The 12166-nt window shown below is 58.7% G+C and carries 5 protein-coding genes; all 5 read right to left on the bottom strand.

The window, feature by feature from the left end:
- Positions 1 to 156: 156 nt before the first annotated feature.
- The 5 genes from FRAAU_RS14590 to FRAAU_RS14570 all read right to left on the bottom strand — a co-directional run bounded on the left by FRAAU_RS14590 (position 157) and on the right by FRAAU_RS14570 (position 12050).
- Entirely contained in the window at positions 157 to 3306 is a 3150-nt protein-coding gene (locus tag FRAAU_RS14590; protein ID WP_156803431.1) for a TonB-dependent receptor, read from the bottom strand.
- Positions 3307 to 4216: 910 nt separating this feature from the next.
- On the bottom strand, positions 4217 to 7111 hold the full coding sequence (locus FRAAU_RS14585) for a TonB-dependent receptor (protein ID WP_052317922.1): 2895 nt from the start codon (positions 7109 to 7111) through the stop codon (positions 4217 to 4219).
- Positions 7112 to 8877: 1766 nt separating this feature from the next.
- Positions 8878 to 9453 carry an FUSC family protein gene (locus tag FRAAU_RS14580; RefSeq protein ID WP_014404283.1) on the bottom strand — a complete coding sequence of 192 codons (576 nt, stop codon included), beginning with the start codon at positions 9451 to 9453 and terminating at the stop codon, positions 8878 to 8880.
- A gap of 101 nt (positions 9454 to 9554) precedes the next feature.
- Positions 9555 to 11753, bottom strand: a complete 2199-nt coding sequence (gene uvrD, locus FRAAU_RS14575; RefSeq protein WP_014404282.1) for a DNA helicase II — start codon at positions 11751 to 11753, stop codon at positions 9555 to 9557.
- A gap of 75 nt (positions 11754 to 11828) precedes the next feature.
- A complete protein-coding gene (locus FRAAU_RS14570; RefSeq protein WP_014404281.1) occupies positions 11829 to 12050 on the bottom strand; it encodes a hypothetical protein in 222 nt (73 codons plus the stop codon).
- Positions 12051 to 12166: the final 116 nt, after the last annotated feature.

The raw sequence follows: 12166 nt of genomic DNA, 5'->3' as shown, positions 1-12166 counted from the left end.
GCGGATCGATGGCTGGATGGATTTCCGGGTGGCTCGATAGATCCACGCCCACGCCGTCGTGCATCACCCGAGGACCGTCAGGCAAGGGCCGCTCTGACCCGCAAGCAAGCGAGGGCGTGCGGAAGACCGCACGCCCTCGCTTGCCATGGAGCGTGTTTACAGAGAGAAATCGTACTCGGCCTGCAGCTGGATGTAGCGTGGTGTCTGGAAGCTGGTCGGCACCTTGTAGGTCGTGCCTGCCAGCGAGGCACCGTTGGCATCTTCGCCGGTTTCGTTGATGGTGGTATATCGCTGCTTGTTGAAGATATTGTAGATATTGGCGCGTATCTTCAGCCCCTTGGCCCAGGACGGGTCGTACTCGACATTCATGTCCAGATTCCAGATCCAGGGCGTAGTGCCTGCTGAACCCTGAGTCATGACCATGCCATCGCAATAGAAATAGGTATTGCCATAGCCACCGTTCAAGGTGTTGTCGATCGGATTCAGGCCCAGGCAGTTTTCCGGACGTCCACTCTGGATATACGCATTGACACCGAACAGCCACTGCGGGGTCGCCCGCCAGGCACCATAGGCTTTGAAGGTATGGCGATGGTCATTCGGCAGCAGGCCATTGGAACCTTGCATCAGCTCGGGATAATCGAACAGATAGCTGGTGCCGGTATCGGACTGGCCATTGGTGGAATTGACCAGCCCTTCGGTGTTGCCGCGCTCCTTGGCCCAGACATAGGACAGGTTCAGATACCAGTTGTGGTCGAATACCTTTTCAGCGGTCAGCTGCACCGACTCGTAGTTGCGACGGTATTTGGGCTCGCCGACCTCGGCAGCGGTCAGGTTGACCGGATACAGCTTGCCGCTGGCATCGGCGGGGAACAGCAGCGAGACCGAGCTGCCCGGATTGAAGATGAAGCAGCCACCCGGCACATTCGGATCGGTCGGTGCCAGCGAATCGGTGGGCAGGTTCAGCCCGTAATGCTTGTTCATATAGGCATAGACCGGACGAACATCGCAATCGTCGTCGGTGCCGGTCAGCACCTTGCGGTACATCAGCTTGGCACCGACCACCCAGTCATCGAATTTCTGCTGTGCGCCGAGAATGAACTCACGCTGCTTGAAGGGGCGCAGATTGGTGCTGGCCGAAGCCTTGGGATTGGGGGTGGCCCCGGTTTCGCCATTGTAGTACTGCTGTCCGACATGAGATGGATAAGCGGCTGCATAGGCGGCCGGAAGAGCACCCAGTCCCAGCGGTTTGCCGGTCTTGGGATCGACCCCGGTATAGCTGTAATACTGGTAACCATAGAGCGAAGCGGAGGCGCCGCGCATGGCGACCTCTTCGTCCAGCGGCAGTGAATAATCGCCGGCACTGGCATAGATCTTGGTGTCGCCATCACCGAACACGTCCCAGGCGATACCCAGACGCGGCTGCCAGCTATGACCCTGGCGGACATAAGCTTCGCCGGAGCCATTGTAGTTGTCGAAAGAGTCGTTGCGCACACCGACGCGCAGCACCAGATTGTCGGTGAGATTGACCACATCCTGCAGGTAGTAGTACTTCTGGACCAAGGCCAGATCGGCACCGGTGGCAAACGTCACCTGCCGGACCACGCTGTCCGCGGGCGAGCCGGTCGGCGCATGACCAAGAATCGATTCCGGGATCGAGTAATAGTCGTAAAGCGCACCGCCTTCATAGGCCGAGCCGGTCGAGGAGGTGAAGCGCATGCGCCCCCAGCCGGCAGTGATGTCGTTGCCTGCAATCTTGTAGTCCACGTCGAAGCGCAGCTGAAGATTGCTGTCATGGCCGTTGGGCGTGTTCAGATTGCCTGCAAAGGCGCAGGAAGAGTAAGGCGAAATCAGGCCGCTGGTGACGGGAGTACGCTGATCGACGATATTCGGACAGCCCGGCGATGAGGCCGCGTTGTTGATATTGCCGTCGTAGGTCTCGCGCGTGCCGTTGGCGGCGGTGGCGTAGTTGATACGGTCATTGCCGGATTTGCCGTACTGGGCGGTGAAGGTCAGATCATCGGTGACGTAGCTGGTGTATTTCAGGATATTGGTGTTGCCACCGGTGCGGTTGTAGACGTTGCCCAGATATTCGCCCAGATAGGGACTGGCATTGTTCTTGCCGTTGAAGCCGTAGTTGTAGACGTTCTCGCTGTAACGGTCCTGGTTGCCGTAACCAGTGTATTCCAGGATATTGCGACTGTTGATGTTCCAGTCGACCTTGACCAGCCAGTAGGGCGATGACATGCTGGTTCGGCTGGCGCCGGCCTGGGTCTGGGTGGTATCGCCGCCATTGTTGAACCAGCTGCCGTAGGCATTGCTGCCGGTATGGGTATCACTGACCAGACCGAAGAAAAACAGCTTGTCCTTGATCAGCGGACCACCGATCCAGGCATTCCAGCGATTGTTGAAATCCACCGGATTGGCATGGGTGACCCCATTGCCACTGTTGTTCTGCATCAGGTAATTGCTGTTCTTCGAATTGATCGACGAGATCGCTCCGTTCTTCAGATATACGTTCGGCTGGCTGGCCATCGCATCGGTAGGAGTGATGGTGTAGTCCACACCGCCTTTCCACTGGTTGGTGCCGCGTTTGGTCTGCACCGAGACCACACCGCCGGTGGAATTGCCGTACTCGGCGCCGTAGCCACCGTCCTGGACGTCCTCCTGGTCAATGGCCTCATAGGGCACTTGGGCCGAGGTGAGACTCTGGTAGTAGTTGGTGGTATTGAAACCGTTGACGTAATAGCTGTTTTCAGCGACGGAAGCACCGCTGAACGAGGCCAGATTGCCAAAAGCCGAGTCGCCACGCACGGCACCCGGCGCCAGCAAGGCCGCCGCAGTCTGGTTGCGGGCGATCGGCAACTCCTTCAGTTGCTCAGCCGTAAAGGTGGTATTGACCTGCACCGAGCTGGTATCGATCACCGGCGTGCTGGCCTGCACCGAGACCGCCGTCAGATTGGTCGCTCCGCCGGTTGCCGCGGTGCTGCCAGAGGGGGCGCTCAGGCCAAGGCTTACGGCTGTGCTCTTGCCGGCCAGGACCTGAATATGCCGGGTAACGCTGTTGCCATGATCGAGAGACTCAACCGTGTAGTGGCCGGGCTGCATCGTCGACAACGAAAAACGGCCGTCCGAACTCGCCGTAATGACGCGGGACTGACCTGTATCGGTATTGGTGACCGTGACGGTAGCACCGGCATGGGTGATTCCCTGCATGGCACCGGATGTGGACTGGGCCTGGCTGGTAGTGGCCACTATGCCGAAGGCACTGAAAATCGCCGCCGAGATCAACGATCGCCGCAAGGGCATGGGCTTGCGCACAAGTCCCGCTGTGTTGTTTGTCACCCTGATTTACTCCCCCGTAAATGCTGCGCACACTTCCATCGCCGGAACGGGCTTGCCCCGTTTCGACTCGTCATGTTTGGACGCTTGGCCGGAATTACCCCCAATGGTTTCCGGGACGGCTGAGACCGTCAATTCATATTGGACTGAATCTGAGGGGAACTCCAGCGGTACAGGAGGCCATGCACCTCAAGGGAACGCATGAAAATGCGAATGGATGGCCGTTGATTCCAGCGCTTCCGAAGTGCCATCGCGTAATTACTTGGCACTTTTCACGCGTCTTTCCACGTCATTTTATGAATGAATGATGAATATCATGTCATCTGCGCATGGATGAGTTTGAGCGCTTTTTCAGCATCGTCCCTAGCTGCTTCGCCGGCCGAGCATGTTTGCGCAGCGGGTTTCGGCATCGACGCCCAGCAACAGGGCTATGCATGCATTCGCCGCTTGCGGGCGCATACAGGCTGATCAAGCTTGCGGAGGTAACCTTCCATCAGGGGGGCTTCCGGTGCGGCCTGACATTTCTGCGCCCGGCCAGCCCATGAGGCCGGCAGGAAAGACGATTCCCCGGCCGAATCCTGCTTGGCGGACAGGCACGAATTTTGCGGAGGCAAAGGTATCAGCCATTTCGCTGCACGTACCCTAGGCTCGCTCGGCCGGAGAGGGGCTGCAGATCGATTTTCCTGCGATTGCCGAGAGAGGGGGATATCGGCCAATTCCATTCATGGCTCGAACAATCTCAGCAGTGTTTCGAACCAAGCTGCAACGAGTCGCGATTGGACCTGCACAGCATTGACGTCTCCTGAAAAAACGGCCTCCATCTGCACGAAGACAGATGGAGGCCGCAGGACTTCAGCTTGACTGTATGACTGCTGGATCAGTAGTCGTAGGTAATGCCGAAGCGGACATAACGCGGCTGCTCATACGAAATCGGCATGCCGTATTCCGGATCGCTGAGCGCGTTGGCGGCCTGACCCTTCACTGAGTTGTAGAGGCCAAGGTACGAGTAGTACTGCTGGCCCTTTTGCTCGTTGAAGACATTGAAGACAGCGATATTGAACGCCAGACGATGCTTGGCGAAGTCCGGACGATATTCAATATTCAAGCCCAGGGGATGGATCCACGAGCTGGCACCCGCATCACCCGGACGTGACGGCGATCCGCCGCAATAGTGATAAGCCTCGTTGCCATAGCCGATAGGATCGGTCTGCCCTGTGCCATAGGCACCGTAGCAATCCATTGGCATGCCTGAAGCCATCATCAGATTGGCACTGACCATCCACTCTGGGGTGATCTGATAGGTACCAAAGACCTTGAACACGTGCGAACGGTTGTTGGGCAACAGGCCGTTGGCGTAGTTCATCACCTGAGCGTAATCCCAGGCCTCGGTCTGCCCCGGGCTGCTGTTGGTACCGGCGTTGGAGTCGACCTGGCCTTCTTCGTTGCCGTAGCTGCGCGAATACACATAGCTGGCATCCAGCATCAGCTTGCCATTGACGGGGGCGTAACGCAGGTGGAGTTCAGCGGCGTAATAGTTGCGACGCAGTTGCGGCAGGCCGGACTGCTTGCCGGAAACCTTGACACTGTCGTAACCGCCTGAGGAGTTAGGTACCAGATAGGTATTGGCACGCCCCGGATTCATCAGATAGCAACCGCTCGGAGATTCCTTGCTGGTGTCGTAGCCTTCGGCAGCTGCCGCCGTCAGCAAGGCACCGCCGCTACCGGTATCGCACCAGTCATCGATAGCGTTTTTCAGACTGCGATAAGTGAACTTGGTTCCGAACACCCAGTCGCCGGCAAAAGACTTTTCAAAGCCCAGGATATATTCATCCTGATATTCCGACTTCATGTTCTGGGCAGCAACGGTCTTGGGATCGGGTGCGACTCCGTTTTCACCATTCGCATAATAGGGGACGCCCTTGCCATCGGCTGTATCCATGGGCTCCAAGCCGGTCGGTGCGCCAGTGGTGGGGTTGATACCGGTATAGGTGTAGTAGGTAAGGCTGTACAACGACGCACCGGCAGCACGCAGCGCAGGCGCCGCAGGCATGGCCAAGTAGTAACGACCGGCGTTGGCAAACACCTTCATGCTGCTGTCGCCAAACACGTCCCAGCTGATACCCAGACGCGGAGCCCACTGGGGCTTGGTCTGACGCAGATAGGCTTCGCCGGAAGGATTGTAGTTCGTGAACTGATCGTTGCGCAGACCCAGGTTGATCAGCAGATTGTCGGTGGCTTGCCAAGCGTCCTGAATATACTGGCCGCGCTGAGCCACGCGTACCGATGCCGAGGTGTTGTAACGATACTGGGAAACGTAGTAACCACTGGCAGGCCCGGTCACATAACCTGACTGGAAAGGCACGCCCGGTGTAGCGGTGCCGTAATCCCAAGCATAGCCGGCATTGGCGTACATCGACTGGCCATCGTCGATATCCTGCGAGTTCAGGTTGTCGATACCGGCGCTGATGGTGTGGTCGCCAATGGTGTAGGTCAGATCGACGCGGTAATTGGACGACTTGTCTTTGTTGTTCGGATTGGCTACCGAAGTCAGCTGCTGCAGCGGATTGCTGTAACCGCCTGTGACACCGTTGGTATAGGCGGGGTTTTCATACCCACTGTTAAGCACTGCAATTTCGGAAGGATCCGAAGCGTAGATCTGGCCGTACTGAGTCACCTGCCGACCATATTGGGCCGTCACGGTCAGGTCTTGCGTGATGTGGCCCGTGTATTTGGCAGTCCAGAGGTTGGTGCTGGTGCGCAGGGCTGTATCCGGAGAGATATACGAGCCCTGACTCAGGGTCGAATAGTCATAGTTGTACAGATTGCCGTCGTAGTTGTGCTTGGAACCGGCGGCCGTCAGCTCGATGCTGTGGTTCTTGGTGATGTTCCACAACACATCGGCATAATACTTCGGGTCGTGGTAGTTGTACTTGTCGGTCTGAGCGCCCGAGGTGTTGGCCGAAGTCGACTGTCCCGCGCTGCGGGCCACTTCGTAGTCCAGGAAGAAGAACAGCTTGTCCTTGATCAGCGGGCCGCCGACATAAGCCGAGATGTCCTGATCCCAGGACTTGTTCTTGGAACGCTCCCGGTACAGCTGGCCGGAATAGATCGAGCTGCTGGGGTAATAGGTATTGACCGGGTTGCCGGACATATCTTCCGGCACGTACTGGATCTGGGCGCCGTAGTGCCAGTCATTGGTGCCGGTGCGACCGACCTGGTTGATTACGCCGCCATCCGAACGACCGTACTTGGCTTCGTAACCGCCTGTCAGGGCCTGTTGTTCGGCAACGGCGTTGTAGGGCAATTCGAGACCGCCATAACCGTTGACCGGATCGGTCACGTTCAAGCCATTGACATAATAGGCGTTTTCGTTGACCGAGGCGCCACCAAACGAAATCAGGGAATTACCTGTCGGGCCAGCAAAGCCGGTAGCGGTCGCACCGGCCACCACGCCGGGAGCCAGCATCGCGACGGCTTCGGCCGAGCGGGCCAGCGGCAGTGCCTGCATCTGCTTCTGGGTCAAGGTGGTGCGGACATCCGTCTGAGTCGTATCGATCGGCGGAGTGGTCGCGGTCACGGTCACGCCATTCAACTGCTTGGCTGCAGTGGTATCGGCAAACGATACCTGGGTGCCGCCACCGGCACTGACGGTCACGGTGCGGGAATCGAGCGCTTCGCCACTACGAAGCAGCTTCACGGTATAGGTGCCGACAGGCAGCTGACTGAAGCTGTAGCGTCCACCGGACTTAACGGCGATTTCGCGCGTAGCCATATTGCCGCCGGAGAGCTGGATGCTCTCATTGTCTCCGGTTGGAGCTCGGCCAAAAATGGTGCCACTGGTTTCCTGGGCTGAAACAGCCCCCCCCAGAATCATTGCCACAGCAAATGGCAGTAATCTTTTTTTGGTCAACAAAATGTATCCCCCAGGATTCAAAAGATGCGCGAAGTTGCGCTTATTGGTGATTGTTTTGCAAATTGATTATTGATGCATGTCGAATCAATGTTTAAGCGACCTTGCATTTGACAGTCAATATCGTTTGCAAATATATTTATTGATATTTGCATATCGACTTCGCAAGCTATTAATGGTTCAAGTGAAATTGATGCGGCATCTTTTCACTTCAATGCCTTGCCTGCGAATTACAGTCATGCCGTCCCATAATGGAGACATTTGACTTGATGCCGTCCCCTAAGATCCTGTTTGCATCGATGTTCGCCTCGGCCGATTGGCTCGGCAGGGAGTCGATCGATAGCGCATGCTCACCTCGAAGTTATGGCATGTGAAATGTTCCGTCAAGAGGTTGTTTAAAAAGTGTTGCCCGCAGAATCGCAATATAATGATGCATTATATTGCGATCGCAATATAATGATGATCTGTCGAAATATATAATGTTCTTCGGCTGCGGAATTATTCGCGCCCGGATTTTTCGTGTCGGCCCTGCCCGGCCGCCTGTTGTCGCCGAGGGCGACGCCACGTGTGATTGGTGGGGATGGCCGGCATAGGTGTCGAGGCCCTGGCGCTGAAGCCGATCTAGAAGCCGTCCGATGGTTTCTCGAAATTGGGATCCGCACTATCTTCTGCGCCAGCGGTCCGATAGGGACGCAGCCGCCAGATCAGGGTCGCACGGCACGGTAGGTGCCTGCACAACTGGCCATCGCCGCATGCGGGTGCTGGCAAAACGGGCATTCATGGCTGATCATCGCCTGGGATTTCACACCTGGATCAAGTCAGCTTTCAGAGCTTCGATGGGATGGGCCAGGATCTACAGTCACTGGTGGCCTGGAATACGGATGCAAACGGTCCAGGAGGCCTTACCTTATGAAAGACATCTGTCTGGCCGCGTGCTTTGTGGAGCTTCGCTGGACGAATCATTGATCCATGCAGAAGGCCTTTCTTGCTTGCAGCGAGGCGTATGGGCAACGCCATCCGTTCCGCTGACGAGCAGTCGATGCCGTGTCATCCGGCAATATGGTGGATGCGTCTCCGCATGCGGCAAGGTGGCATGGGGTGTCTTTGGAAGACTGCCAGGCCTCTATTCAATGGCGATGGGCGTCGACTCCATATGAGTGCGCAAACAGGTCTGCATTCACGACGGGTCAAGCATTTCAGCCATGGCTGGCGTCAACGAGCTTGCAGAGTGGGAGTTGCAAGCCGTCGCCCACGCTTCTGGTGACCCGGTTTCGGAAGCGCTTCATGGTTCTGGCGATATCCGATCTTCATAGTTCAGAGCCTGCGGGACAGTCACGCTTCGCGTGGTGAGTGCAAGGTGACAGGCTACCTCGGGCCTTCGGTCATATGCGGGAGAGTCGTCATGAGGGAGCGCCTGGCCATGGTGCGACCAGATCGATTATCTGGTTGACCTGATATGGGGCTCGATGTGATCGAGCTCAGATCGTCATCCGCAATGCCGTGCCTGGATGGTCTCCTCTGACATGTGCGGAGCAGAGGCTGTCAGGCTACCATCACCGGTCGTCATGGGTCGGGATGGCGATTGAAAGATGCAGGTTTCACTCGTGGCCAGCCTCATCGGCTTTGGCTTACATGGTCTCAGGCCTGCCCAGCAGGCTGTCCTGTATCCAGTTGAGTATCCGGGTGGCCAGCAGGGCGCAGATCACGCCGATGGCGACTTCCAGAAGCCGGATCAAGGCCACGCTCCAGAATGAACCGGCGTGGGGTACCAGCATCACGGTGGCCACCGTGGTGGCGGCGATCTTGCCGGCGCTGCCGATATTCATGGCCCAGCTGGCGACGATGCCGATCACCAGCGTGATGGCATAGACATAATAATGCTCGCCACCCAGATAGCTGCCAAGCAGGGCGGCAGCACCGCCGACGATAGCGCCGACCCATTGATCATGTGACGAACTGCGGGTATCGGCATAGCTCTGCTGGGTGACCGAGATGGCGGTCAGAGCCGCCCAGAAGGCATTCTGGGTATGCAGCAGAAGGCCGAGACCGTAGGCGGCGCTGCTGGCGCTGATCGCCAGCAGCGCCTGGATCATGCCGCGTGCGATACGCTGGCTGATCGGTTGCTGCTTGTAATGATCGATGACTTCGCGATGCAGTTGCGAAACGGTACGCAGGGAGTCGCCGAAGGATTGAAAGATACGCATGATAATTTCCAGCGATAAAGACGTCCGCATGCCGTGACTTTGACTGATGCGGTCCGGGTGGCATGGCCGCTGCCAATGAGTGGCCTGCTGTGGAACGGCGCTTACAAGGGGGTCAGGTTGGCATAGCTGTAGACCAGCCACTTGCTGCCGCTGTCGGAAAAATTGACCTGGATTCGCAGATGAGCGCCACTGCCTTCGGCGCTGACAACGATGCCTTCGCCGAAATGGGGATGACTGACGCGCTGCCCCAGTTGCAGGGGCATGCTTTCCTGCAGCCCAGGCGCGGCCTCGGCATGATGGTCCCGGCTGCCGGGTCGGGATACCTTGGGGCGAGGACGGACTTCGTCCAGCAGGTCATCCGGTATCTCGCTCAGGAATCGCGATGGCCTGGCCAGCATTTCGACGCCGTGCAGGCGACGGGACTCGGCGTGGCTGATGGTCAGCCGCTGCCTGGCGCGGGTGATACCGACATAAGCGAGCCGGCGCTCCTCTTCCAGCCGGCCCTCATCTTCCACCGAACGCTGACTGGGGAACAGGCCTTCCTCCATTCCGACCAGAAACACCACCGGAAATTCCAGGCCTTTGGCGGCATGCAAGGTCATCAGCTGGACGCAGTCATCCCAGGCCTGGCCCTGGCCCTCGCCAGCTTCCAGGGTAGCGTGGGCCAGAAAGCCGGACAGCTCATCCATGCCTGCATCGATATCATCAGCGGTCAGCTCAAAACGACTGGCGACATTGACCAGCTCGTCCAGATTTTCGATTTTCGATTCGCCGTGGCCGCGGGCATCCTTTTCGTGGAAGTCACGCAGTCCGGTACGAGCGTAGATGTCTTCCAGCTGTTCGGCCAGGGTCAGTGGGGTGGCCCCATCCTCGCCGGAGCGCATGCTCTGCTGCAGCTGCTGGATCAGTTCCATAAAGGCCTTGATCGCATTGCGAGCCCGTCCGGCCAGTTCCCGGCCGCCGCCGAGTTCCTGCAGGCAGGCTTCCCACATCGAGCTGGCATCGCTCCGGCTGCGTCGGCGCAACACATCCAGAGTTCGGTCACCTATCCCGCGGGGCGGGGTATTCACGGTGCGCTCGAAGGCGGCGTCGTCATGAGGGTTCAAGGCCAGTCGAAGATAGGCCAGGGCATCCTTGATTTCGGCCCGATCGAAGAAGCGCAGGCCGCCGTAGACCCGATAGGGAATCTGGCGCTGGATCAGCTGTTCTTCGAAATTGCGTGACTGGGCGTTGGACCGATAGAGAATGGCGCAATCGCGGGCCTCGCCGTGTTCGGCGATATAGTCGCGGATGCGTTCGATCACGAACCGGGCCTCGTCCTGCTCGTTGTAGGCGGCGTAGACGGCGATGCGCTCGCCATCGTCGCCGTCGGTCCACAACTGTTTGCCGAGGCGACCGCCGTTGCGGGCGATCAGACTGTTGGCGGCCTTGAGGATCGTGGCCGTCGAGCGGTAGTTCTGCTCCAGCCGGATGGTACGGGCACCGGGGAAGTCGTGCAGGAACTGCTGCACGTTCTCGACCTTGGCACCGCGCCAGCCATAGATAGCCTGATCGTCATCGCCGACCACGAAAACCTTGCCTTGCTGGCCGGCCAGGACCCGTATCCAGGCATATTGCAAGGTGTTGGTATCCTGGAACTCGTCGATCAGCAGATGCTGCCAGCGCTGCTGGTAGTGGGCCAGCAGCGCCGGATGCTGCAGCCACAGCTCGTGGGCACGGAGCAGCAGCTCGGCAAAGTCGACCAGGCTGGCGCGCTGGCAGGCCTCCTGATAGGCCTGGTAGATCTGCACGAAGCCGCGGGTGACCGGATGATCGCGGTGTTCGATGCTTTCCGCACGTCGACCTTCGTCTTTCCATTGATTGATCTGCCAGGTGGCCTGGCGAGGAGGAAAGCGCGCCTCGTCCATGCCCTGACCGGTGATGATGCGCTTGATCAGGCGCTGCTGGTCATCGGCATCCAGGATCTGGAAATGCTCATTCAGGCCGGCTTCCCGCCAGTGCCGTCGCAGCAGACGATGGGCGATGCCATGGAAGGTGCCGACGGTCAGACCCTGCAGTCCACCCGGAATCAACCCGTCGAGGCGGGCCCGCATTTCGCCGGCGGCCTTGTTGGTAAAGGTGACCGCCAGAATCGCCCACGGCGAGACATGGTCGATCTGGGTCAGCCAGCCGATGCGATGGGTCAGCACGCGGGTCTTGCCAGACCCTGCCCCGGCCAGTACCAGATAATGTCCCGGGGGTGCACAGACGGCTTCGCGCTGGGCTTCGTTGAGAGAATCGAGCAGATATGACACATCCATCTGCCCGATTGTAGCGGCCGCGCGCTTTCCCGTCGCGCGCCGGGGGACGCGGCAGGCCCGCGTCCAGTTGATGGTTCATCGCGATTTGCGCAGAAATCCGATGGCGGCCAGAACGATGCCGACGACGATACCCGCGATGCCGGCCCATTGGGGGACAGCCTCGTGGTGAGTCGCCTGCAGCTTGGCCGAACCGATCTGGACCAGGGTATCGGTCTGCGGAACGCTGGCATGGCCGGCCAGAATCCAGATGCCTGCGGCCAGCAGGACAATGCCAAGGACAATCAGGATGGCACGCATGGTCGAACTCCCTTTGCCGCTTCAGGAGTTGCCAGCCTAGGCGATGCACGGCCTTGTCGACAAGTCGGCCCTGCGGCGTATGACCGGCCGCTTCCAGACAAAAAAATCCCCGGAGG

This window comes from Frateuria aurantia DSM 6220, assembly GCF_000242255.2.
GTDB lineage: Bacteria > Pseudomonadota > Gammaproteobacteria > Xanthomonadales > Rhodanobacteraceae > Frateuria > Frateuria aurantia.
This window is presented reverse-complemented; position numbering and strand designations above follow the sequence as displayed.

Bases quoted from the DNA above. Each gene is read 5' to 3' on its own strand.
- FRAAU_RS14590 (WP_156803431.1), bottom strand. From the start codon at position 3,306: ATGCCCTTGCGGCGATCGTTGATCTCGGCGGCGATTTTCAGTGCCTTC.
- FRAAU_RS14585 (WP_052317922.1), bottom strand. From the start codon at position 7,111: ATGGCTACGCGCGAAATCGCCGTTAAGTCCGGTGGACGCTACAGCTTC.
- FRAAU_RS14580 (WP_014404283.1), bottom strand. From the start codon at position 9,453: ATGCGTATCTTTCAATCCTTCGGCGACTCCCTGCGTACCGTTTCGCAA.
- uvrD (WP_014404282.1), bottom strand. From the start codon at position 11,753: ATGGATGTGTCATATCTGCTCGATTCTCTCAACGAAGCCCAGCGCGAA.
- FRAAU_RS14570 (WP_014404281.1), bottom strand. From the start codon at position 12,050: ATGCGTGCCATCCTGATTGTCCTTGGCATTGTCCTGCTGGCCGCAGGC.